Raw genomic sequence first — 23445 nt, forward strand, 5'->3', positions numbered from 1 at the left:
CGCGAAAATCGCGGCCGAAGGGCCGCGCCCGATCCGCAGCAAAGCCGCCGCGCGAAAATCGCGGCCGAAGGGCCGCGCCCGATCCGCAGCAAAGCCGCCGCGCGAAAATCGCGGCCGAAGGGCCGCGCCCGATCCGCAGCAAAGCCGCCGCGCGAAAATCGCGGCCGAAGGGCCGCGACTAAAATAACCAATGCCCCGTCTAGGACTCGAACCTAGAACCCTCTGATTAAGAGTCAGATGCTCTGACCAATTGAGCTAACGGGGCCGAAGCAGTTTTCTACCGCCGGCGGGGCGGGGCGGCAAGCGGCGGGGCGGCGTTGATGCCGCTCGCCGCGACCGGCTACATTCCGCTCCCTCTCCCTTCGGCCGCACCCCGCAAAACATTGAGCCGAAGGATCCCTCCCCGCGGAGTCGCTTCCCATGGGCCGATTCGCCGGAGCCAAGGGGCTCGTCCTCGGCGTCGCCAACGACCATTCGATCGCCTGGGCCATCGCCAAGGAAATCCTCGCCGACGGCGGCCGGATCGGGTTTTCCCACCTCCCCGACCGCCCCGACGACGAGCGGCAGCGCAACCGGCGCCGCGTCGCCCAGCTCACCGACGGCCAGGCCGGCGCGGCGTTTCTCGTGCCGATGGACGTGTCGAGCGACGACCAGATCGCCGCGGTCATCGACCGGGCAAAGCAGGAATTCGGCACGATCGACTTCCTCGTCCACTCGATCGCCTACGCGCCGATGGAGGACCTCAAGGGGCCGACCACCGACTGCAGCCGCGAGGGCTTCCGGATCGCGATGGAGACCAGCGCCTACAGCCTCCTGGCGGTCGCGCGGCTGGCGCGGCCGATCCTCGCGGCCGATGCCTCGATCCTCACGCTGACCTACTTCGGCGGCGAGAAGGTCGTGCCCGGCTACAACATCATGGGTGTCTGCAAGGCGACGCTCGACGCCTGCGTGAAATACATGGCGTTCGACCTCGGCCCGGCCGGCGTCCGCGTCAACGCGATCAGCGCCGGCCCGCTGCGCACGCTCGCCGGCCGCGGCGCCGGAGTCGAGGAGATGCTCGGACTCTACGAGCACATGTCGCCGATGGGGCGCAACATCACCCACGAGGAGGTCGGCAAGGCCGGCGCGTGGCTGCTCTCCAAGGACTCGCTGGGGATCACCGGCGAGATCCTCCACGTCGATGCCGGCTACAACATCATGGGCTCCCCCGGGCGGCTGCTGAACCTCGTCCGCAAGCCGGGGGAGTGACGGGGATGGCGCGCGGGAGCGCGACGGCGATCGCCGTCGCGGTCGTGACCGACGGTGAGATGGTGCTCGTCGGCCGCCGCAGTGCGGATGCCCGCGAGGCGCCGGGGCGCGCCGAGTTTCCCGGGGGCAAGCAACTCCCCGGCGAGGATCCGGCGACCGCGGCGGCGCGCGAGTGCTTCGAGGAGACCGGGATCGCGGTCGTCGTCGGCGCCGAGATCGCGCGGGTGCCGTCGGCGGCCGGTGACAGCGTGCTCGAGATCACGTTCGTCGCGGCCACGCCCGTCGATCGCGCCGCGGCGCCGCGGGCGCCATTTCGCTGGGTAGCGCGCGGCGACCTGGCCAGCCTGCCCTTCCCCGCCGCCAACGCGGCCGTCGTCGCCCGGCTCGTCGCCGCCGCCACTCACGGCGGGTCGTCGCCGCCGGGATGCCAGGGGTGACAGCGAGCGATCCGCGCGAGGCCCCGCAACGAGCCCTTCACCAGGCCGTCGCGCTCGATGACGATCCGGACGTATTCGCTGCACGTGGGCCGAAACCGGCAGGTGGCGCCGAGGAGCGGGCTGAGGAGCCACTGATAACCGCGGATCGCGGCCACCACCAGCGCGACCAGCCCGTGATGCACGACCCGGCCGAGGCGGCGCGGCATGTCCATGGCCGTCACCTCCGTCGGCCCGCTGCCGGGGGCTCACCGCCGGGGCGCTCGCGCCGGCCGACGGCGCGGCGGCCGAGATCGACGAGCAACGTCTCGATTTCGCGCTGCCCCGCGGCCCCGGCCGGCACCGTGCTCGTTCGGACGACGACGCAGAAATCGTGATCGGCGGCCAGCGCGTGCGCGATCCGGCGAAAGGCCTCGCGAAGACGCCGCTTCCAGCGGTTGCGGACGACGGCATTGCCGACGCGGCGCGACACCGACAGGCCGAGCCGCGGACCGCCGGCCTCGTCGCGCCGGCGGACATGGACGACCAGCCCGCCACCGGCCGCGGTCCGCCGGGCGGCGTAGACCCGTGCGAAGTCGGCGGCGCTGCGGAGGCGCGACGCACGCGGAAACGGTGCCGGCCGGTCGGTCACCACTGGAGCCGCGACCGCGGCCCGCTCCCTGACGGCGGCTCGGCAGCGGCGGCCGCCTCGCGGAGGCGCTCGACCGCGGCGGCGTCGGCGCCCTCCGGCAGCATCACCTGGACCTCGGCGATCAGGTCGCCGCGCGTGCCGTCGCCATGGTGCACTCCCATCCCCGCGGCGCGGAGGCGGCGACCCGAACTGGTCAGCGGCGGCACGCGGAGGGTGATCGTGCCCCACGGGGTCGGCAGGTCGACCTTCGCCCCCGACAGTGCCTCGGAAAGCGACACCGGCAGCGGCACGGTGAGCGTGTCGCCGTCGCGCCGGTAGAGTGGATGGGGTTCGACCTTGACCTCGAGCAGCAAGTCACCGGCCGGTCCGCCGCCGGCACCGGGCATTCCCTGGCCACGCAGCCGCATCTTCGCGCCGTCGGCGATGCCCTGCGGGATCGTCACGCTGATCGTCTCCGCGCCTCCGCCACGGTCGACGCGGAGGTCGCTCTTACCCCCTTCGATCGCGAGCTTGAAGGGAACCACGAGCGCACTCTTGAGATCGTCGCCGGTGGCCTGGGTGGCGCGGCGGCGCGAGCGCGACTTCGACCCGCCACCCCCTCCGGGGGCCGCTCCCTGGCCACCGAACAGGTCGGCGAAGCCGCCGCCGAACAGGCTCTCGAGATCGATCTCGCCGGTGTCGAAGCCGCCCCCCTCGCCTCCGGGAAACCCGGCGCCGGGAAACGGCCCCCGCCCACCGCGCCGTCCCCCTGCGGCCTGCGCGCCCTCGAACGCACTGCCGTAGCGGTCGTACATCTCGCGCTTGCCGGGATCGTTGAGGACGTCGAACGCCGTCTGGACGCGCTTGAATTTCTCCTTCGCCGCATCGTCGTCGGGATGGAGATCGGGGTGGTACTTCCGCGCCAATTCGCGGTAGGCCTTGCGGATCTCGTCGGCCGAGGCGGTCCGCGGGACACCGAGCGTCTGGTAATGGTCGTCGGCCATCGCGAACCGCCTGGGGAAGCGCCGCGGACAGCCCAGCACCGCACGGGGGACGGGTGACCGATGGCAGAAAAGCTTCGGAAAAGCAGTGTAGGACCGGTGTTCGTCGGCGGGCAAGCCGCCGGCCGCTATCGCTGCCTTCCGCGCCGTTCACGGCGCGCAGCCCCCTCGCCACGCGGCTGCGCGCGCCGCCCACGCGGGACCGGGCCCGACGAAGGCTCGGCGGCGACCGCTCCCGAGTCGCCGTCAAGGAACATGCTCTGGCAGCGGATCGCGGGCTCTCCCGCAGGCGGCTGGCGGAGGTGAAACGCCCCGTCGCTGTCCATCACCCGGGCGCGGGTGTTGTCGGCGAGGTAGACCGGCACGATCTCGCGGAGGATCCGGGCGACCAGATCGGGGCTCTCGATCGGCACCATCACCTCGACGCGCCGGAAAAAGTTGCGCGGCATCCAGTCGGCGCTGGCGATGAACACCCGCGCGTCGTCGTCGGGGCCGAACACGTACAGCCGGCTGTGTTCGAGGAACCGGTCGACGATGCTCCGCACGCGGATCGTCTCGCTCAGGCCCGGCACCCCCGGCCGCAGCGCGCAGATGCCGCGGGCGATGATGTCGATCGGCACCCCCGCCTGGCTGGCCCGGTACAGGGCGACGATCACCTCGCGGTCGACCAGCGCGTTGAGCTTGGCGACGATCCGCGCGGGCTTCCCTGCCCGGGCCCGCGCCGTCTGCCCGTCGATCAGCTCGAGCGTCCGCCGGTGGAGATCTGCCGGAGCGACCACCAATTTCCGCCACGCGTGCCCCTGCGAGTAGCCGGTGAGGAGATTGAACACCGCCGAGGCGTCCTCGGCGATCTGCTCGTCGGCGGTGAACAGGCCGAGGTCGGTGTACGACAGCGCGGTGGTGGGGTTGTAGTTGCCGGTGCCGAGGTGGACGTAGCGGCGCAGCCCCTGCCCCTCGGCGCGGATCACCAGCGACAGCTTGCAGTGTGTCTTCAGGTCGAGGAACCCGAACACGACGTGGACACCGGCCCGCTCCATGAGCCGTGCCCAGGAGACGTTGTTGGCCTCGTCGAACCGCGCCTTGAGCTCGACCAGTGCCGTGACGTGCTTGCCCGCCTCGGCCGCGGCGATCAGGGCGCGGGAGATCGGCGAATCGCCGCTGGTGCGGTAGAGCGTCTGCTTGATCGCCAGCACGCGCGGATCGGCGGCCGCCCGGGTGACGAATTCGACGACTGGATCGAACGACTCGAAGGGATGGTGGAGGAGGATGTCGCGCGCGGCGATCTCGGCGAACAGGTCGTCGCCACGGCGCTCGAGGCCGCGTGGCATCCGCGGCGTGAACGCCCGGTCGTGGAGCTGCGGGTATCCGGGGAGGCGGTGGAGCTCCCACAGGCAGGTCAGATCGAGCGGCCCGTCGATCCGGTAGACCTCGGAGTAGCCGTCTTCGCTCCCCTGCTGGAGCTCCTCTTCGTCGATGATCGCCCGGGCCACGGAGTCGTCGGCGGCGCGGGCCGAGACCTCGATCCGCACCGCCTGGCCGCGCTGCCGCGCCTTGAGCCGTTCCTCGATCAGTTTGAGCATGTCGTCCGATTCCTGCTCGAGCAGCTCGAGGTCGCTGTCGCGCGTGATCCGGAACGTCGTCCAGGACAGGACCCGGAAGCCACCGAACAGCTCCGAGAGCCGCGCCGCGACGAGGTCCTCGAGCAGCACGAAGCGCAATTGCCCGGGAACGGCGCAGCCGACGTTGATGAACCGCGGCAGCACCTGCGGCACCTGGACGACGGCGAACAGGCGCTTCGGCCCGAGCCCCTGCTGGCGCTCGAGCTGGACGCCGATGTACAGCCCGCGGTTGTGGTAGCGCGGCGAGGGATGCGACGGGTCGATCGCCATCGGCGTGAGGATCGGCAGCGCGCGCTCGTAGAAGAAGCGGTCGATGGCCGCGCGCTGGTCGGCGTCGAGATCGGCGTGGCGCACCAGCCCGAATCCCTCGGCCGCCATCGCCGGGCCGATGCTCTCGCGGAGGCAGCGGTATTGCCGGGCCACCAATTCCTGCGTGCGGACGCCGATCCGGCGGAGCTGTTCGACGGCGGGGAGCCCGTCCGGGGCCTCGTCCTGCGGAGCGCTCTCGCCGAACGCCTGTTCGCGGAGCCCCGCCACCCGGACCATGAAGAACTCGTCGAGGTTGGAGCTGACGATCGCCAGGAACTTCAGCCGCTCCATCAGCGGGTTGTCGGGGTTCTCGGCCTCCTCGAAGACGCGGAGGTTGAACTCCAGCCAACTCAACTCGCGGTTGATGAACGCCTCGGCGGCGGTGGGCTCGATGGCGGGTGGGGGGTCGGCGACTGACATGACAGACGTGGAGCCGTGGCGCGAGCAGTGATCCGGACGGTTGGAGGACGGCCTTGGGGAGTCTACCCTGCGCTCTCCCGGCCCGCCGTCCGGAGCCCCCGCAGCACCCCGATGACCCGCCCAACTCCACCTCCCGTCCCGGCGCCGTCGCGCGGCCGCTGCATCGCTGCCGCCTGCCGGCTCGAGGCCAACGCGCCGAAGCCAGGCAACGTCCATCCCGGCGCGGCGTTTCCCGATCTCGACCACGGCGAGCTCGTCGCCGCGGGGCGGGCGCTGGCGGAGCCGTTCGACGCCGCCGCCGGGAGACCGCTCGGGAAGACGATCCTCGCCGGCGTCCGCGCGAGCCGGCGCGTCACGCGCTCCAACGCCAACCTCGGGATCGTGCTGGCGACCGCGCCGCTCGCCGCCACGCCTGGCGCGCCGGGCCCGCTCGACCCCGGCGCTGTCGAGGCGACGCTCGCCCACCTCACCCCCGCCGACGCCGCCGACGTCTGGGAGGCGATCCGCCTCGCCGCCCCGGGGGGCCTCGGGCGGCGGCCGGAACACGACCTCGCCGCCGCGCCCCCACCCGACCTGATGGCGGCGATGCGCGCCGCCGCCGGCCACGATCGGATCGCCCGGCTGTGGGCCGAGGGCTACCGGCCGCTGTACGACGGGCTCGTCGCCGACCTCGCCGCCGAGGTCGCGGCCGCGGCGACTCTCGACGACGCGATCGTGCGCGCCTTCCTCGGGCAACTCGCCCGCGAGCCCGATACCCATGTCGCCCGGCGCCATGGCGCCGGCGTCGCGGACGACCTGTCACGCGCGGCGGCAGCCGTCCTCGCAGCGCCCGACTGGCGCTCCGCCGCCCGGCGCCTCGACGCGCGGCTGCGGGCCCCGAACCGGATCAATCCCGGCACGACCGCCGATCTGGTCGCCACCGCCCTGTACATTCTCCTCTGGGAGGGCCGGTTGGCGATCGACGCCGTCGGCGCCGCAGGATGAACCGCGGGGACCCGGCCGATGGGTGAACAGTTCTCGGTCCGGCTCGAGAAGGCCGTCCACGTCTTCGCGGCGGGCCACTTCATCACGCTCACCGACGACCTCTGCGAGCCGGTCCACGGCCACAATTGGCGCGTCGCCGTCGAGTGGTCGGGAACACCCGATCGCCACGGCATGGTGGTCGACTTCATCTGGCTGCGCGACCGGCTCGCCGCGGTGCTGGCGCGGCTCGACCACCGGATGCTGCTGGCGACCGGCAACCCGCTGCTCCCGGTGGCGACGGCCACCGGCCCGCTCGGCGGCGCGGAGGTCACGGTGCGCTTCGCGAACCGGCGCTGGGTGTTTCCGGCGGAGGAGTGTGCGCTCCTCCCGGTGGCCAACACCACCGCCGAGTGGCTGGCGCGGTGGATCGGCGGCGAACTGCTCGCGACGGCGCCGGCGCGCCCAGAGCGGCTGAGCGTGGCGGTCGACGAGTGCCTCGATCAGTGGGGCACCTGGACATGGACGCCCGACTGACCGGCGCTCCGCGTTGCCCTCGCGCCCGCGTCACGGTGCCGCAGCCGGCTCGTCGACGACGAACAGCTTCGCCGCCGCGTCCCGCGCCAGGGCCACGCTCCCCCGTGGCACGCGGATCCGCATCAGGCCGCCGCCGTCGGCTTGGTGCTCGACCTCGCCGACCGTGCCGATCGCCAGGCCCGCGTCGGTGAGGTAGCGGAGGAACTCGGCCGACTGGTCGATGACGCGCGCCAGCCGGAAGGTGACGCCGGTGTCGCAGTCGGCGAGCGGCCGCGGCGGCCCGCCCGCCGGAGCCGGCAGCGACTCGCCGTCGGCGCGCGGGATCGGATCGCCGTGGGGATCGACGTCGGGGTGGCCGAGCCAGGCGTCAATCCGGTCGACGAGCAGGTCGCTGACGGCGTGTTCCATGTGCTCCGCCTCGTCGTGGACCTCGTCCCAGGTCATGTCGAGGACGCGCATCAGGAACAACTCGAGGAGCCGATGGCGCCGCAGCACGCGCAGCGCCAGCACGCGACCCGCACGCGACAGCGACACGCCTTCGTAGGGCCGGTGGGTCGCGAGGCGGGCGACGTCGAGCGTCTTGAGCATGCTCGTCACCGTGCCCGGCGAGACTCGAAGCGCCGTGGCGAGCTGCCCGGTGGTCGCCGGCCGACCTCCCTGCGACGAGGTGATCTGGTAGATCGTCTTGACGTAGTTCTCGACCGTCAGGCTGGGCATCACCCCTCTCCCGATCGCCGCGTGCCCCGGACGCCGTCATCCACCCGCGGCCATTGCCGGCCGGCGACCGCTGCCCGATGATCGGACGCAGCGGAAGCCGAGCCCAGATGGTACCCGCCCCGCCCCCACCCCGCCGGTGCGCCTCACGATGTCGCTCAACGCCGCTGCCCGGGCGATCGCCGCCGAGATCGAAGCGGGCGCGGCCGCACTTGGCGTCGCCGTACATCGCGTCGGCGGGGCGACCGTGCTCGACTGCGGTGTCGTCGCCCCCGGCAGCGACGCCGCCGGCCTGCTCGTGGCCCGCACGGCGCTCGGCGACCGCGGCCACGTCCGGCTCGACCCGGCGGGTACGGAGCCGCTCTGGCCCGGCTGCCCCTGGCCCGCGGTGGCTGTCTCCAGCGATGACCCGGTGACCGCCTGCCTGGCCGCACAGTACGCCGGGTGGAAGGTGTCGGTGGGAAAGTTCTTCGCGATGGCCAGCGGCCCGTTCCGTGCGCTGGTCGGGCGCGAGGCGCTGTACGACGACATCGGCCGGCGCGAACGCGACGACGTCGCCGTGGCACTTCTCGAGGCGGGCAAGCTCCCCGCTGAAGACGTCTGCGCACGGCTCGCGGCCGACGCCGGTGTCTCTCCCGAGCGGCTCGCGATTCTCGTCGCCCGAACGGCGAGCCCGGCGGGGACGCTCCAGGTGATCGCCCGCTCGCTCGAGACGGCGCTCCACCGTCTCCATGTCGCGGGCTTCGATCTCGAGCGGATCGTCCGCGGCAGCGGCCGTGCGCCCCTGGCCCCGGTGGCGGGCGACGACCTGGCCGCGATCGGCCTGACCAACGACGCGATTCTCTACGGCGGGCGCGTGGTCCTCGAGGTCGATGCCGACGACGACGCGCTCGCCGCGGTCGGACCGCAGGTCGTGAGCGCAGGCTCCCCCGCCTACGGAAGCCCGTTCCGCGAGGTCTTCACCCGCGCGGGGGGCGACTTCTACGCGATCGACCCGGCGCTGTTCGCGCCGGCCGAGGTGACGTTCGTCAACCGCGCCACGGGCCGGCGGCAGTCGTTCGGCCACCCCGCCCCCGAGATCGTCGCCCGGTCGTTCGCCGGCGCGTGACGAGAGCAGCCCCTGCCATGCGACTGGCGATCCTCGGCGACCCGCGCGGCTGGCATGTCGGCGACCTGCTCCGTGCCGTCGCGGCGCGCGGCCGGGCGGCGACGGTCGTCGAGTGGCCCGCGGTGACCGCGACACTCGGGCGCGGCGATACGGCCGAGGTCTTCGGCCCGGCGGCGCTGGCCGATGCCGGGGCGATCCTCGTCCGGACGATGCCCACCGGCAGCCTCGAGGAGGTGATCGTCCGGATGGACATCCTCGGCCGCCTCGCCGCGACCGGCCGGCGCGTGATCAACGAGCCACGCGGCCTCGAGGTGGCGATCGACAAATACCTGTCGCTGGCGCGGATCGCGGCCGCCGGCCTGCCGGTGCCGCGGACGGTCGTCGTGCAGCGTCCCGACGACCTGGTCGGTGCCTGGGAGTCGCTCGGCGGCGACGCCGTCTCCAAGCCGCTGTTCGGCTCGCGTGGCCGAGGGATCGAGCGGGTCGATTCGCGCGATGCCCTCGCCGGGATGGCCGCCGGCCTGGCCGAGGGACGCGTGTGCTACCTGCAGGAATTCGTGCACCACGACGGCTGGGACGTGCGGATCCTGCTGGTGGGGGACCGGGCTTTTTCCATGCGGCGGGTGGCGACGGGGGACTGGCGGCTCAATCTCGCCCGCGGCGCCCGTGCCGAGACGTTCACGCCACCGGCAGCGTGGCTCTCCCTGGCGCGCCGGGCCGCGGCCGCCGTGGGAACGGCCGTGGCGGGGGTCGACCTTCTCCCCGATCGGGACGGGGGGCTGGTGGTCTTGGAGGTGAACGGCGTCCCTGGCTGGCGGGGGCTCCAGTCGGTCTGCGACACCGACATCGCCGCCGCGGTCGTCGATCTCGCCTTGGCCGCCGGGTAGCCCCCGCTTATTCGGTTTCTTCCGAGAAAACCGACAAGGACAGTTGGCACGCTGAGACTCGGGGGAGCTGCCTCTTCTTTGGGCAGGCAACCCGTTGCCTTCCAACCAGGCACCTCTGCCTGATCGCGAGCCAGTGTCGTCTCAATGGTCACAAACCCATGAATTGGAATGACTTCGTGCCATCACTTGACCGCTGCGCAAGCATCGGTGCGGTCGCTGGAGCGGTTCCATTCGTCTCCGACGGCGAGGTCTTCCCAGGTTCACAGTTCCCGAGGATTCCATGGCACATCGGAACCATGCAGGCACGACAGCCCCCCCGGTTCGCGATCAGGCCGACACCGTTCTCCAGGTGGCCGAGCGACTCCACGCCATGGACCCCGACTGGGTCGTCTTCTTCCGGGAGGTCCTCGGGGTCGACGGGGTGATCCGCCGCAGCTTCCGCGATCCCGACTCGCTGGCGGAGTTCGAGTGCTCGCCGCAGCACGCCCGGATCCGCGACCTGCTCGACGACCTGCGGAGCCGGCAGAGGGACCGGCCCCCGGAACGGGAAGCCCAGCGGGTGGTCACGGTGCGGATGCCCCGCTCGCTCCACGAACAACTCAAGGCGGAGGCCGACGACCACCGGGTGAGCATCAACACCCTGTGCATCTCGAAGCTGTTGCGGATCCTCGACGACCGGGCCCGGCGCGAGCCGGGCAGCGGCGACGACAACGCGGATTGAACGGGCGGGACGGGACGGAGCGGACCTGTAAGCCGGGTTCTGTCCCGGCGGGGCGAACCCGCCGGTGACGGTCATGTCTCTCGGTCGCCGGTTGCCCGGCGACTCCAGCAGCCGACCCGGGGGTGGTCACGCCACGGGCCGTGGCGTGCCGGCCTTGCGGCCGATCTTCCCCCTGCTTGGCCTTGCTCCCGGTGGGGTTTGCCGAGCCGAACCGGTCACCCGGTCCGCTGGTGAGCTCTTACCTCACCGTTTCACCCTTACCGGCGGAAACCCGCCGGCGGTTTGCTTTCTGTGGCACTGTCCCTGGCCTCGCGACCGGTGGGCGTTACCCACCACCGCGCCCTTGGAGCCCGGACTTTCCTCCGTCCGGGCGGTGTCCTCCGGCCGAAGCCGTCGGGCACCGCCGTGCGGCGACCGTCCGATCCACTCCGTCCCGTGCCGCCCATTCGTCAGCTACGATAGCATGCGCGTTCGCCGGGGAAGCGATCGCGATCCCATCGCTTGCCTTCGGCGAGGGCGACGGCAACACTACCCTGCCGCAGGGGGAGTGCCTGGGATCCGGGTGATGGCGCGGGCCGTTCCCGGCGGGAGATGACGTGCCGCCGGGTGGCGGTGGGGCTCGGAAGTGGCGTTAGGCCACGGGAGAGCGGCCAGATGTACGGCGAATTGCATCCGCGCGGTGGCGGTGACACGATCCCGTTGATGAAGAAGTTTCTCGTCGTCGGGCGTCGCGAGAGTTGCGACATCGTGCTCCGCTGGCCCAATGTCTCGGGGTCGCACTGCGAATTGTCGCTCGTCGACGGCTTCTGGTATGTCAAGGACCTTGCCAGCAGCAACGGCACCAAGGTCAATGGCACGCGGGTCGCCGAACGCCGGCTCGACCCCGGCGACACGCTGTCGATCGCCCGCCATGAATTCGAGATCGTTTATGAGCCGGTCCGGCTCGGCGCGACCGGTGCACCGGTCGACGACAACGCCGGCCGCGATCCCCTGAGCCGCAGCCTCCTCGAGGCCGCAGGTCTCGAACGGCGGCGTTCGCGGGACGATTCCCGTCCCCCGCGATGAGCGGCCGGAGGCGCGATCGTGACCAGCCCGCCGGTCCTGGACCCGGCGACCTGCCCGGCAAGGGACGAACCCGGAAGTTCCGCGTCGAGCTGCGGAAGAACCGCGGGGTCCGGCGCCGCAACGGCGACCTGACGCGTGCGGTCGGCGGCGATCCCGACGCGGTGGCCGACGCCGCCGCCGGCGAACGGCTGTCGGGCAAGGGAGACCTGACGCGGAAGCGCACCGTCGTCGAACGCATCGACGACGGCGTTGCCACCTGGCGTGGGCGGGTGCTCCGCGTCCACGGGCTCGAGAGCCTCGTCCAAGCCGTCGACGGCGCGATCGTGCGCTGCACCACCAGCCGCGTCCTCCGCACGCTGTCGAGCAGCGCCCGCCATCCGATCGTCGCCGGTGACGACGTCGTCGTCCGCCCCGGCGGTGCCGGCGGCGCCGACCTGATCCAGGCGGTGGAGCCGCGCCGCACCGTCCTCTGCCGCTCGAGCCGCGGGCAGCAGCATGTCATCGTGGCCAACGTCGACCGCGTGGTGATCGTCGGCAGTGCTGCCGAGCCCGACCTCAAGCCGGGCCTCGTCGACCGCCTCCTGCTGGCCGCCGAGGGGGCGGGAATCCACCCGGTGGTCTGCATCAACAAGACCGACCTCGTCGACCGCGCCCGGCTCGTTCCCCTCGCCGGCGTGTACGCGCGGATGGGCTACCCGGTCCTTCTCTGCTCGACGTGCGACGGCACCGGCATCGCCCGGCTGCGACGTATCGTCGCCACGGGGATCACCGCCGTCGTCGGCCAGAGCGGCGTCGGCAAGTCGTCGCTGCTCAACGCCATCGAGCCGGGCCTCGGCCTCGCGGTCGCCGCGGTCAGCACCGACAACGACAAGGGGCGCCACACCACGACCACGTCGCGCCTCATCCCCCTCGCCCACGGTGGCGCGCTGGTCGACACGCCCGGCGTCCGCCAATTCCAACCGTGGCGGATCGTGCCGGCGGAGGTGCCGGCCGCATTCCGCGACCTACGGCCGTTCGCCAACCGGTGCCGGTTTCCCGATTGCACACACAGCCACGAGGCGGGGTGCGCGGTCAAGGACGGCGTCGCCGACGGCCTCCTCGACACGCGCCGTTGGGAGAGCTGCTGCCATCTCGCCGGGTCGACAGCCGAGGAGGAAGCATGAGCGGCCCCGGACCGCGCAAGGGCGTGCAGGCGGAGCGGGCGGTCGTCGTCGGCGTGCTCCTCGACGAGCCGGCGGATCCCGAGCACCCGCTCGACGAGATCGGCGGCCTCGCCGAGACGGCCGGCGCGACGGTCGTCGCCGGCTTGACGCAACGCCGTGCCAGCCCCGACCAGACGACCTACCTCGGCAAGGGCAAGGTCACGGAGCTGGCGACGCTCGTCGCCGCCAACGACGCCGACGTGGTGATCTTCGACAACGACCTGTCCCCTGCCCAGACACGGAACCTCGAGAAAGCGCTGTCGACGAAGGTCCTCGACCGTTCCGAGGTGATCCTCGACATCTTCGCCGCCCGCGCCCGGACCTACGAGGCACGGCTGGCAGTCGAACTGGCGCAGCTCGAATACTCGCTCCCGCGCCTGAAGCGGATGTGGACCCATCTCTCGCGCCTCAAGATGGGGATCGGGATGCGCGGGCCCGGCGAGAAGCAACTCGAGGTCGACCGGCGTCTCGTCGAGAAGCGGATCCACGAATTGCGCGAGGAGCTGGCCGGGATCCATGGCCGCCGCGAGCGCCAGGTGGCCGCACGGCAGGATCATCTCACCGTGTCGCTCGTCGGCTACACCAACGCCGGCAAGAGCACGCTGCTCAACCGCCTCACCGGGTCCGACGAGCTCGCCGAGGACAAGCTGTTCGCGACGCTCGACACCCGCACGCGGCGCTGGCGGCTGCCGGGCTGGGGGCCGGTCCTGCTCAGCGACACGGTCGGCTTCATCCGCGACCTTCCCCACCGGCTGATCGCCAGCTTCAAAGCGACGCTCGAAGAGACGCGCCAGGCCGACCTGCTCCTCCACGTCGCCGATGCCTCGAGCCCGCTTGTCGACCGGCAGATCGCCGCAGTCCGCGCCGTGCTCGACGAGCTCGGAGTCGCCGACAAGGACACGCTCCTGGTCCTCAACAAGATCGACGCCATCGCCGAGCGGCCGGTGCTCGACGCGCTGCTCGACCGGTATCCGCAGGCGGTCGCGGTCTCGGCGCGGTCGGGCACGGGGATCGCGAGGCTGGCCCGCGCGACCAGCGACAGTCTGGGGCGCAACTTCAGCGACATCGACGTCGATACCGATCCGGGCAACGGCCGGTTGCTCGCCTGGATCGCCGCCCACGGCGAGGTGCTCTCGCGCCACTTCGCCGCCGAGCGCGTCACGATCCACTGCCGGCTCCCCGCGGCGCTGCTGGGGAGGATCGACAGGGCCGAGGCGGTGGTCCGGCCCCATCGCGCTCCCCACGAGACCGGCGCCCCATCCGACCGGCCAGCCGCCGAGTGAGCGGCCGGCGGCCCGGTCACACCGTGGCGCCGATCGCCAGCAATTCCTCGGCGTCGAGGAACGGCGCGTCGGGGGCAAACAGCCGCGCGATCGCCGCCTTGTGGATCTTCATCTTCGTGCCACCGACGCCGAGGGCGCCGTAGCACACCGCCCGGCCGTCGGGGCGCGCCTTGTCGGTCGCGGCGATCCCCTCGATCCCCGCCGGCGGGACGGCGTTGAGGTCGATGTAGACCGCTGCGGAACAGCGCTCGCGGATCGCCCGCGGGAGGAGCGTGGCCCCGGTCGCGCCCGCCGCCACCACCAGCCCGGCCCGCGACAGCACGCCCCCGGCATCGCGCTCGAAATCGGCCACGGCGAGCGGTTCCACGGCTGCCCCGGGCCTGGCTTGGCCGATCCGCGCGGCCGCCGCGGCGGCGCGATCGCGATCCCGGGAGACGAGCGTGACAGCCGCGCCGCGCCCAGCGAGCAGCCGAGCCACGCGCTGGCCGACCGGTCCTGTGCCCCCGAGAACGACCGCCGCGACGCGCTCCTCGTTGGTGGCTGCATCGGCCGCCAGCGCGAGGTGACGGGCGGCGGCGATCACCGCGGCGGCGGCGGTCGTGTTGGCACCCGACGGATCGAGGAGCACGCCGACCCGCACCGGTCCGAAAAACGTCGCGCTGACGCGCCGGCAGACCTCCTCCGCGGCGGCGACGTCGCTGCCACCGACGAAGATCGCCGTCGCGGCAAGGTCGGCGCCGCCCCGGGTGAACATCGCGCCGTGGACGAGCGGGACGACGTTGTCCGGTGTCACGCCGCCGTGCCGCAGCAGCACGTCGACGCCGGCATCGACCGCCACGACCGCGTCGAACGTGCTCGGTTGGGGATCGCAGTCGAGCTGGATCAAGACCCGTCGGGGCATGGTGATGGTCGCCGGGGCGGGAGCGGCTCGGCGGATCCGCCACGGGGGCGTCCGGCCGGAGACTGCAAGTCATGACACGCGCCGGGCCGCGCCGGACATGATCCGGCGCGGCCCGTGACACGACGAAAGGGAGCCGAGGGACTGCAGGCCCGCCCGGTCTCAGAACCCGCGGAACGGATGCGCCGCGGAATCCTTGCCGGCGATCATCTCGTCTGCCGACGGACTGCCCTTCATGGCGTTCTCGATCGCCTGCTTCGTGGCGGCGTAGTTGTAGTCGTAGATCTTCTTGTCGTCGGTGGCACCCGGATGGATGAACACGCCGCAGACGATCACCAGATTCTCGGCGTCCGCCTTGCGGATGACGCCGGCAGCGACGGCATCGGCGACGGCCTTGGCGACCGCCGCCTGCGCGGGGCCGAACATCTGCACCGCCTGCCGCATCCCCTTGATCGTCACCTTGGTGACCATCACGGTGGCCGGCTTGACGGCGAGGTTCGGGGTCAGGACCGCGAGCAGGTTGGTGTGCCCTTCGCTCTGCCGCGCCAGGGCGTTGGCGAAGGCCACGCCGACCGGGCCGTCCTTGCTGCCGATCAGGAGATCGATGTGGGCGATCTCGTTGCCCTCGCCGCTGAGCGCCTCACCGATGAACATCGACATGCTCGCTACCTCCTCGTGACACGTGATCCACCCAGCGCGGAGGCTCGACAGCCCCCACACCGTCGCGGCGCCCGGCGATCACCGCCGTCGCGACGCCGCGGAATGACACCCCGCGGACGGGCCGCAAGAATACCACGGTCACCGGCACCGACAAGCCGCGGCGGCACCCGCACCGAGCCGCTCCACCCCCCTGCGCCGAGCCCGTTCGTGCGTGTTCCCCGCCCCACCGCCGAGCCGCGCGCCGTCGTCGTCGTCGGCGCCAGCGCCCGGGCCTGGGCGGCATCGGCGGTGCGCGGCGGCTGGCGCGTGCATACGGTCGACCTGTTCGCCGACGGCGATCTGATCGCGCTTGCGGCATCGGCGACGCGCCTTGGAGAGGGTTATCCCACCGCGCTGCCGGCTGCCGTCGGCCGGCTGCCCGCCGGACCGCTGACCTACACCGGCGCCCTCGAGAACCATCCCGGCGTACTGGCGGCGCTGGCGCTCGACCGGCCCTTGGCGGGCGTGCCACCGGAGGCACTGGCAGCCGTCCGCACCCCGGCCGGTCTGGCACGCCTGGCGCGGGCGGCGCGGATGACGTTCCCTGCCACCCGCGCGAGCGCCCGTGGGTTGCCGCGCGACGGCAGTTGGCTGATCAAGCCGCTCCACGGCGCCGGTGGCGCGGGCATCGAGCCGTGGACCGGCCCCACGACCGCGCGGCCCGGCCCCGACTGCTGGCAGCGCAGGGTCGCGGGACGGGCCTGGGGGGCGACGTACCTGATCGCCCCGGCGGGACCGCGGTTGGTGGGCGTCGCCCGCCAGCTGCTCGGCCCCGCGCGGCGTGGCGCGGCGTCGTTCGCCTGGTGTGCCGGGGTCACGCGGCCGCCGCGCCATCTCCCCGGCGCGGTCCACACGGCGCTGGTCCGCCTCGGCGAGGCCCTGTGGAGGCGCGACGGCCTCCGCGGCATGATCGGCGTCGATTTCCTCGTCACGCCGGCCGGCGCACCGGTGCTGATCGAGATCAACCCGCGCCCCACGGCATCGGCCGAGCTCCACGAGCGCCACGACGGCCGGTCGCTCGCCGCCGCGCACCTGGAGTGCTTCGGCTACCCGGACGCCGGCCGCGCGACGCCACCCGAAGCGCTCCCCGGGGCGTGGGCCAAGGCGTTGGTCCGCACCCCCGCGCCCTGCCGGGCCGACGACCGGCTCGTCGACCGCGTCACGGCGCTCTCGGCGCGTTGGACTCGGCTCGACGGCGGCTGGCCGGCGCTGGCAGACATCCCCACCGCGGGGGCGGTGCTTCCGGACCACGGTCCGCTGCTGAGCGTGTTCGCCCACGGCCGGCACGCGACGGCCGCCACGCGGGCCCTCGCGGCCCGGAGGAACGCGGTCGACGAACTCCTTCGCGACTGGCTCAGGCAGCGCGCCGCGGCACGGCCTCGACGACCGCTCCGGAAGACAGGTACTGCATCAGGTACGCGTCCTCGGTCGAGTCCTGGTAGAAGTCCTTGAGGACCGCGATCGCCCGGTAGCCGAGCGAGCGGAAGAACAGCTGCGCGGGGAGATTGCGCTCGCGGACCTCGAGGAGGATCCGGTCGCGACGGTCCGGGGCGAGTTTGGCCGCCAATCGATCGAGCAGCAGCGTCCCCACGCCGAGCCGCCGGTGCGAGCGCCGGACGGCGAGATTGACGAGGTGGAGCCGGGAGCGGTGCAGCTCGTAGATCATGAACGCCACCACCGACTCGGCCATCTCCGCGACCATGCCGATGCAGTTGCGCTGGCGGAGGCAGCGGATGAAGTCGTCCTCGCTCCACGGGAACTCGAACGCCTCGTGTTCGATGTCGAGCACCTCGACGAGGTCGCGGCGGATCATCCACCGCACGTGCACCGCCGGCCGGGCCATTTCGACTTTCGTCACGTCTGCTCGCTCCCGAGTGGCACGCCGCGCCGGGCCCTGGATCCCGTCCGCCGCGGGGGCGGCACCGTAGCAACGTGACGCCGCACCTCCAAGACGGTTCCGCCGCGGAGGTTTGCGGCTTTCCACCGTCCCCGGCTCGCCATCCTGCGGCGCTTGCCGCGCCGCGGCGGCTCCGTGGCGCGGCGGGCGCCGCACCACGATCCACCTTGACCGGCGGCGCCGGCATTCCTAGCCTCCCGCCCCGCCGGTTTTCCGGCACGTGCCCGACCTTCCCAGCGAGTGCGGTGAACGATGGCGATCTCCCGTTCCCGGGCTGCGACCGCATGGTGCCTGACCGCCCTCGTCACGGCGCCGGGCTGCGCCGGCCCCGCGATCCGCAGCCAGAGCCCGGAAGTCGAGGCCCTGGTGACCCTCGACGCCGACACCAAGCTCGTCGGCGACTACACCACCCCGTACGGCACCGGACCGCTGCGCGTCGAACATGCGGCGCTCGTGACCGGCCTGGCGGGCACCGGCGGCGATCCCCCGCCGAGCAGCCAGCGGCAGATGCTCCTCGCCGACATGCAGGCGCGCGGCGTCGACGATCCGCAGACGCTCCTCGCCTCGCCGGCAACGTCGCTGGTCTGGGTGCGCGGCTACCTGCCGCCGGGCGTGCGCAAAGGGGACCGGTTCGACGTCTCCGTCGAGGTGCCCCCCGACAACGGCACCTCGAGCCTTGCCAACGGCTGGCTGATGGAGACGCGGCTCACCGAGATGGCGGTGCTCGGCAACCGGATCCGTGACGGCCGCGTCCTCGGTCTCGCCGAGGGCCCGCTGCTCGTCGACCCGGTCTCGGGCGGGACGCTCGATCCCCTCTCCCGGCTCCGCGCCCGCGTCCCCGGGGGCGGCGTGTCGACCACCAACCGCACGATCGGCCTGGCGATCACACCGGAGCACCGCTCGGTAGCCCTCTCGAAGCGCGTCGGCGACGCGATCAACAAGCGCTTCCACGCGGTCATCAAGGGGACGAAGCGCGGCGTGGCGACGCCGAAGACCGACCGGTTCATCGAACTCGAAGTGCCACCGGCCTACGCCCGCAGCCTGGCGCACTACATCCGCGTCGTCCGCTGCGTGGCGGTGGTCGAACCCCCCGCCGGCCGCCACGCGCGGCTCGAGCTCCTCGCCCGGCAGCTCGACGACCCGGTGACGGCGCCGAGCGCGGCGATCCGCCTCGAGGCGGTGGGGCGCGACGCCGTGCCGATCCTCACCGCCGCCCTCGACTCGACCGATGCCGAGATCCGCTTCGTCGCCGCCGAGGCACTCGCCTACCTCGGTGAGTCGTCCGCCGCGCCCCACCTCGCCGAAGCCGCGGCGACGCTGCGCAGCGCCCGCCCTGCGGCGCTCGCCGCGCTGGCCGTGCTCGACGACGCCAACGGCATCGACGCCCTCCAGTCGCTCCTCGACAGCCCCAGCGCCGAGACGCGCTACGGAGCGTTCCGCGCCCTGTCGCACCTCGATCCCTCGCTGCCGATCGTCCGCGGCGAGCGGCTCGGCGACGCCTGCACCATCCACGTCGTCGACGTCGACGGCCCGCCGCTCGTCCACCTCACGCGCAGCCATCGCCCCGAGCTCGTCCTGTTCGGCACCCGTCATCCGCTCGGCGACGGCCTCCGCGCCGAAGCCGGCGGTTCGATCGTGGTCGTCGTCGCCGACGGCCAGGCGACGGTGAGCCGGTTCCTCCCCGGTGCCGAGGATCGCGTCGTCACGGTGGCGCCGAAGGTGGCCGACGTCGCCCGCTCGATCGTCGCCGTCGGGGGCACCTATCCCGACGTCGTGCAGTTCATCCAGCAAGCCTCCTCGAGCCGGAGCCTCGCCAGCCGACTGGCGTTCGACGCCCTGCCGGCCGAAGGCGATGGCCGCCTCTCGATCCACGACGAGGTCTCGACACGCGAGCGCGACGACGAGGTCGACACCGTCGCCGTTAGCGACGAGTCGTGACCGGCGGGCCCGACCCATGACCAGGCTGACGGCGCTGGAACTGGCGGGCTTCAAGAGCTTCGCCGACCGCACGCGCTTCGAGTTCCCCCCCGGGATCACCGCGGTCGTCGGACCGAACGGTTCGGGGAAATCGAATGTCGTCGACGCGCTGAAGTGGGTGCTCGGCGAGCAGTCGGTCCGCAGCCTCCGTGGCCGCGACATGACCGACGTGATCTTCGCCGGCTCGGCCGGGCGCAGGCCGCTCAACGCCGCCGAGGTGACGCTGTCGTTCGACAACGCCGCCCGGGCGCTGGCCGTCGACGCCGCCGAGGTCCGGATCACGCGCCGCGTCTACCGCAGCGGCGAGGGGGAATACCTCATCAACGGCGAGGCCGCGCGGTTGCGCGACATCCGCGAGCTGTTCAGCGGCACTGGGGCAGCCACCGAGGCCTACAGCGTGATCGAGCAGGGGCGCGTCGACGCGCTCCTCGTCGCCTCCGGCCGCGACCGCCGCGCCGTCTTCGAGGAGGCGGCGGGGATCACGCGGTTCCGCGCCCGCCGGACGGAGGCACTCCGACGGTTGGAGCGGACCGAACAGAACCGGCAACGTCTCGCCGACATCGTCGGCGAGCTCACCGCACGGCTCCAGACGGTGCGCACCCAAGCCGCCCGGGCGCGGACCTACCGCGACTCCAGCGCGCGGCTGCGGGCACTGCGGCTCTCGGCCGCGCGCCGCGACCTCGCCGCCGTCGCCACCGATGCCGAGACCGTGGCGGCGCGGATCACCGCGGCCTGCGCCGCGGCAGCCGCGGCGCAGGCCGCCGCCGACGCGGCGACGACCGCCGCGGCCGCGCTCGAGGACGAGCTGCTCTGCTCCGGGCCACTCCTCGACGAGCTCCGTGCCGAGGCACGGGGGCACGACCTCGCCGCCGCCACGGTTGCGGCGACCCTCGACGCCCTCCGCCGCCAGCGCGTTGCCGCGGACCACGAGTCTCGTGCGTTGGCCAGTGACCTGGCCGCCGCCGGCCGGCGCTCCGCCGGCGCCCGCACCGCCGCCGACCAGGCCGCCGCCGCCGTCGACGACGCCCTCCGCGACGAAGCCAGACTGGCCGCGGCCCTGGCCGACATGGAGCGCTCCGCCGCCGGAGGCCAGCAGCAGGCCACCGACCTCCGCACGAGCCTCGGGGCGCTCGCCGCGCGGGCGGAGTCGCTGGCACGTGAGCGGCTCCGGATCGTCGCCGACGGGCGTCGCGCCACCGACCGGGCCGACGCGGCGCGGTCGGTCCTCGTGGCGGCGCGGACGCGCGCCGAGGCGCTCCGTGGCCGACGCGCCGACACCGAACGGGCGCTGGCGACCCTCGACGGAGCGGTCACGGCCCTCGGTGACCGCGTCGCCGCCGCCACGACCGCCCTGGCGACGGCGGAGCGCGACAGCCTGGCGCGGAGCGAGGCGGTGGCCACCGCCGACCGCGACCTCGCCGCCTGGGAAACGACGCTCGGCGCCTGCCGCGAGCGCGTCGCCGTCCTCGGCGAATTGACGGCACGGCACGAGGGTGTCGCCGACGCGGTCCGCGAAGTGCTCGCCCTTCCGGGCGGCGGTGCGCTGCCGGACGCGACCGGCCTGCTCGCCGACACGCTCGACGTGCCGCTCGAGTGGGCGGCGCTGGTCGATGTCGCCCTCGGGCCACTCCGTCACGGGATCGCCGTCGCGCCCGGCGTCGAGGCCTCCGCGGCGCTGGCAGCGTGGCTGGAAACGCCGGCGGGCCGATCGGCGCTCTCGGCCGGCGGCCGGGTGACGATCGTCGCCCCCGACCTCCTCCCGGCACCGGAAACCTGGGCGCCCGACGACACCGCAGGCGTCGTCGGCCGGCTCGACCGACTCGTCGCCGCCGACGGCCGCGACGATGACCGTGCCGCCCGGATCCTCGGCCATGTGTGGGTCGTCGACGATCTCATCGCCGCCCGGCGTTGCCTCACCGGGGCACCCGCCGGCACGATCGCCCTCACGCGCCGGGGGGAGGCGATCACCGGGCGCGCAGTGGCCGAGGTCGGCGACCAGGCTGCGGCGGTCGGGTTGGTGGCCCGCCGCGCCGAGCTCCGCGCGGCCCGGCTCCGGGCCGACGAATTGCTCGAGGCTGTCGGACGCGCCCGCGAGGCGCGCGACGAGGCCGCCGCGGCGGCCCGGGCGGCCGAGCAGTCGGCCCGGCTCGCCCGGACCCGCCGGGATCAGGCCGCGGCGGAGCTTGCCGATTGCCGGCTCGAGCGCGACCGGCGAGCGCACGACGCCGCCCGGGCGGATGACGAATGCACCGCCGCCGCGGCCGCAGTGGCGGCCGCCGAGCGGGACCTCGTCGCCTGTACCGAGGCGGAGCGTCTCGCGGCGGCCGACCTCGAGGCACACGGCCGCCTCGAAGCCGAGGCGGCCCACGAAGCGGAGCGGACCGCGGCCGAGCTGGCGGCCCTCGATCGCACCCGCGGCAGCGTGGCCGAAGCGCTGGCCAGCCTCCGCGCCTCCAGGGACGCGGCCACCGAGCGCGTCGCTGCAGCCCGGACGGCCGCGGCCGGCGCCCAGGCAGAGGCCATGCGGCTCGCCGACGAACGTGGCGCCCTCGCCACCCGGTGGAGCGCCGCCGCCACCCGCCACGCCGAGCTCGAGGGGGAGGAGCTCTCGACCGGCCAGGCGCTGGCCGCCGCGGCCCGGAGCGCCGAAGATGCCGCCCGCGCGGTGCGCACCGCCGCCGACCGTCGCGATGCCGATCTCGACACCCGTAGCCGCCTGGCGGCCACGGCTGCCGCCGAACGGGAACGCCTCGCCACCCTCCAAGCCGCCCTCCACGGCCATGAGCTCGAGGCGGGGGAGCTGCGCCACCGACGTGAGCGGATCCTCGAACGCGTCCGCGAGGACTACGGCATCGATCCGCTCGACGCGGAACCGGATGCCGATGCCGACGCCGTCGCCGATCGCGTCGCCCTCGACGCCGAGATCGAACAGCTGCGCCGCCGGCTCGCGGCGATGGGTTCGGTCAACATGGAGGCGTTGGCGGAGGCCGACGCCCTGGCGGAGCGGCTCGCCACGCTCGATGGCCAACTCGCCGACCTGACGCGGGCGCGGCAGGCCATCGAGCAGCTGATCGGCCGGATCGACGAGGAGAGCCGTCGGCTCCTCGGCGAGACGATCGAGACGGTCCGGGGCCACTTCCGCGACCTGTTCACGAGGTTGTTCGGGGGCGGGCAGGCCGACATCGTCCTCGACCCCGCGCTCGATCTCCTCGAGACGTCGGTCGAGATCGTCGCCCGGCCGCCGGGCAAGGAGCCGCGCGGCATCGGCCTGCTGTCAGGCGGTGAGAAGACGATGACCTGCGTCGCCCTGCTGCTGGCGATCTTCCGCTCGCATCCGAGCCCGTTCTGCGTCCTCGACGAGGTCGACGCCGCCCTCGACGAGGCCAACGTCGACCGGTTCACCGCCGCCCTCGGCGGTTTCCGCGACACCCAGTTCATCGTCGTCACCCATTCAAAGAAGACGATGGCCGCCGCCGGCACGCTGTACGGCGTGACGATGGAGGAGTCAGGGGTCTCGAAACGGGTCGCGGTGCACCTCGAACGCCGGGCCGCGGAATCACGCCCCCGGGCCGCCGCCTGACCTTCTCGCGCCGCCGGCACAGGCCGGTCACCCGCTCCGACCGCTGCCGCCGCGAAGAACGGCTCAAGTCCCACCGCGGGACCATTCGATCTACACGGGTGGACGGTCAGACCGCGATCGGGTTCCGGAACACGGGATCCGATCGCCGGGATGAAGCAGGGGGGGACACCTGCGAGTCGTGGCATCCGCCGGGGACGCGAAGCGTCTCCCGGACGCGGTGTGCCCATTCCAGCCCCCCCGGCGTTCTCCCGCCGGCCCTCGTGGGGTGCGACGACG

General features: G+C 73.1%; 21 protein-coding genes, 1 tRNA gene and 1 other RNA gene. 13 read left to right on the plus strand and 10 right to left on the minus strand.

The genetic code is table 11. From position 1 onward, the window contains the following. Positions 1 to 191 precede the first annotated feature (191 nt). A tRNA-Lys gene (locus FJ309_12825) sits at positions 192 to 265 on the minus strand. A 155-nt stretch (positions 266 to 420) separates the two neighbouring features. Between FJ309_12825 and FJ309_12830 the strand changes: the two genes are divergently transcribed. Both FJ309_12830 and FJ309_12835 read left to right on the plus strand, forming a co-directional pair. Continuing rightward, positions 421 to 1248 (plus strand): enoyl-ACP reductase, encoded by an 828-nt coding sequence (locus FJ309_12830; protein ID MBM3955479.1) that lies wholly within the window; start codon positions 421 to 423, stop codon positions 1246 to 1248. A 5-nt stretch (positions 1249 to 1253) separates the two neighbouring features. Beyond that, positions 1254 to 1685 carry an NUDIX domain-containing protein gene (locus tag FJ309_12835; protein MBM3955480.1) on the plus strand — a complete coding sequence of 144 codons (432 nt, stop codon included), beginning with the start codon at positions 1254 to 1256 and terminating at the stop codon, positions 1683 to 1685. Here the strand turns inward: FJ309_12835 and yidD are convergent. From yidD to ppk1, 4 genes are all read right to left on the minus strand, one after another. Then, complete coding sequence (gene yidD / locus FJ309_12840) at positions 1649 to 1891, minus strand: membrane protein insertion efficiency factor YidD (GenBank protein ID MBM3955481.1); 243 nt, start codon at positions 1889 to 1891, stop codon at positions 1649 to 1651. The two genes, FJ309_12835 and yidD, sit on opposite strands and share 37 nt — an antisense overlap. A gap of 11 nt (positions 1892 to 1902) precedes the next feature. Next, on the minus strand, positions 1903 to 2316 hold the full coding sequence (gene rnpA, locus FJ309_12845; protein ID MBM3955482.1) for a ribonuclease P protein component: 414 nt from the start codon (positions 2314 to 2316) through the stop codon (positions 1903 to 1905). Further along, positions 2310 to 3296, minus strand: coding sequence for a J domain-containing protein (locus tag FJ309_12850; GenBank protein MBM3955483.1), 987 nt, complete (start codon positions 3294 to 3296; stop codon positions 2310 to 2312). Before FJ309_12850 ends, rnpA begins: the two co-directional genes overlap by 7 nt. 125 nt (positions 3297 to 3421) lie before the next feature. Further along, positions 3422 to 5857, minus strand: a complete 2436-nt coding sequence (gene ppk1 / locus FJ309_12855) for a polyphosphate kinase 1 (protein MBM3955484.1) — start codon at positions 5855 to 5857, stop codon at positions 3422 to 3424. Between ppk1 and FJ309_12860 the strand changes: the two genes are divergently transcribed. Further along, positions 5753 to 6625, plus strand: a complete 873-nt coding sequence (locus FJ309_12860; GenBank protein MBM3955485.1) for a triphosphoribosyl-dephospho-CoA synthase — start codon at positions 5753 to 5755, stop codon at positions 6623 to 6625. The genes ppk1 and FJ309_12860 overlap by 105 nt on opposite strands. 18 nt (positions 6626 to 6643) lie before the next feature. Then, complete coding sequence (locus FJ309_12865; GenBank protein MBM3955486.1) at positions 6644 to 7138, plus strand: 6-pyruvoyl tetrahydropterin synthase family protein; 495 nt, start codon at positions 6644 to 6646, stop codon at positions 7136 to 7138. A gap of 30 nt (positions 7139 to 7168) precedes the next feature. Here the strand turns inward: FJ309_12865 and FJ309_12870 are convergent, their stop codons facing one another. After that, positions 7169 to 7855: a metal-dependent transcriptional regulator gene (locus tag FJ309_12870; GenBank protein MBM3955487.1), complete on the minus strand. Its 687-nt coding sequence runs from the start codon at positions 7853 to 7855 to the stop codon at positions 7169 to 7171. A gap of 148 nt (positions 7856 to 8003) precedes the next feature. On the opposite strand from FJ309_12870, the gene FJ309_12875 reads away from it, so the two are divergent. The 3 genes from FJ309_12875 to FJ309_12885 all read left to right on the plus strand — a co-directional run bounded on the left by FJ309_12875 (position 8004) and on the right by FJ309_12885 (position 10568). After that, on the plus strand, positions 8004 to 8960 hold the full coding sequence (locus FJ309_12875) for a methenyltetrahydromethanopterin cyclohydrolase (GenBank protein ID MBM3955488.1): 957 nt from the start codon (positions 8004 to 8006) through the stop codon (positions 8958 to 8960). Positions 8961 to 8977: 17 nt separating this feature from the next. Further along, on the plus strand, positions 8978 to 9847 hold the full coding sequence (locus FJ309_12880) for a RimK family alpha-L-glutamate ligase (protein ID MBM3955489.1): 870 nt from the start codon (positions 8978 to 8980) through the stop codon (positions 9845 to 9847). Positions 9848 to 10127: 280 nt separating this feature from the next. After that, complete coding sequence (locus FJ309_12885; protein MBM3955490.1) at positions 10128 to 10568, plus strand: toxin-antitoxin system HicB family antitoxin; 441 nt, start codon at positions 10128 to 10130, stop codon at positions 10566 to 10568. A 12-nt stretch (positions 10569 to 10580) separates the two neighbouring features. On the opposite strand, the gene rnpB is transcribed toward FJ309_12885, so the two are convergent. Next, positions 10581 to 10998, minus strand: an RNA gene (gene rnpB / locus FJ309_12890) — RNase P RNA component class A. A gap of 224 nt (positions 10999 to 11222) precedes the next feature. Here rnpB and FJ309_12895 point away from each other — a divergent pair. From FJ309_12895 to hflX, 3 genes are read left to right on the plus strand one after another with little or no spacing between them, the layout of a single operon-like run. Continuing rightward, positions 11223 to 11633: an FHA domain-containing protein gene (locus FJ309_12895; GenBank protein ID MBM3955491.1), complete on the plus strand. Its 411-nt coding sequence runs from the start codon at positions 11223 to 11225 to the stop codon at positions 11631 to 11633. Beyond that, positions 11630 to 12796 carry a ribosome small subunit-dependent GTPase A gene (gene rsgA / locus FJ309_12900; protein ID MBM3955492.1) on the plus strand — a complete coding sequence of 389 codons (1167 nt, stop codon included), beginning with the start codon at positions 11630 to 11632 and terminating at the stop codon, positions 12794 to 12796. Before FJ309_12895 ends, rsgA begins: the two co-directional genes overlap by 4 nt. Further along, positions 12793 to 14118 (plus strand): GTPase HflX, encoded by a 1326-nt coding sequence (gene hflX / locus FJ309_12905; protein ID MBM3955493.1) that lies wholly within the window; start codon positions 12793 to 12795, stop codon positions 14116 to 14118. The genes rsgA and hflX overlap by 4 nt, the downstream gene beginning before the upstream one ends. Positions 14119 to 14134: 16 nt before the next feature. Here hflX and FJ309_12910 read toward each other — a convergent pair whose 3' ends face one another. Then, positions 14135 to 15019 (minus strand): bifunctional NADP-dependent methylenetetrahydromethanopterin dehydrogenase/methylenetetrahydrofolate dehydrogenase, encoded by an 885-nt coding sequence (locus FJ309_12910; protein MBM3955494.1) that lies wholly within the window; start codon positions 15017 to 15019, stop codon positions 14135 to 14137. A gap of 159 nt (positions 15020 to 15178) precedes the next feature. Further along, complete coding sequence (fae, locus tag FJ309_12915; protein MBM3955495.1) at positions 15179 to 15676, minus strand: formaldehyde-activating enzyme; 498 nt, start codon at positions 15674 to 15676, stop codon at positions 15179 to 15181. A 102-nt stretch (positions 15677 to 15778) separates the two neighbouring features. Between fae and FJ309_12920 the strand changes: the two genes are divergently transcribed. Beyond that, positions 15779 to 17167, plus strand: a complete 1389-nt coding sequence (locus tag FJ309_12920; protein MBM3955496.1) for an ATP-grasp domain-containing protein — start codon at positions 15779 to 15781, stop codon at positions 17165 to 17167. Here FJ309_12920 and rimI read toward each other — a convergent pair. Further along, positions 17070 to 17528, minus strand: coding sequence for a ribosomal-protein-alanine N-acetyltransferase (gene rimI, locus FJ309_12925; protein ID MBM3955497.1), 459 nt, complete (start codon positions 17526 to 17528; stop codon positions 17070 to 17072). The genes FJ309_12920 and rimI overlap by 98 nt on opposite strands. A gap of 336 nt (positions 17529 to 17864) precedes the next feature. Here rimI and FJ309_12930 point away from each other — a divergent pair, with 336 nt between their 5' ends. Beyond that, the gene (locus tag FJ309_12930; GenBank protein ID MBM3955498.1) at positions 17865 to 19550 is read left to right on the plus strand and encodes a flagellar basal body P-ring protein FlgI; all 1686 of its coding nucleotides are present in this window, start codon (positions 17865 to 17867) and stop codon (positions 19548 to 19550) included. Beyond that, positions 19465 to 23169, plus strand: a complete 3705-nt coding sequence (smc, locus tag FJ309_12935; protein MBM3955499.1) for a chromosome segregation protein SMC — start codon at positions 19465 to 19467, stop codon at positions 23167 to 23169. Before FJ309_12930 ends, smc begins: the two co-directional genes overlap by 86 nt. Positions 23170 to 23445: the final 276 nt, after the last annotated feature.

The sequence above is a fragment of the Planctomycetota bacterium genome, assembly GCA_016872555.1.
GTDB lineage: Bacteria > Planctomycetota > Planctomycetia > Pirellulales > UBA1268 > F1-20-MAGs016.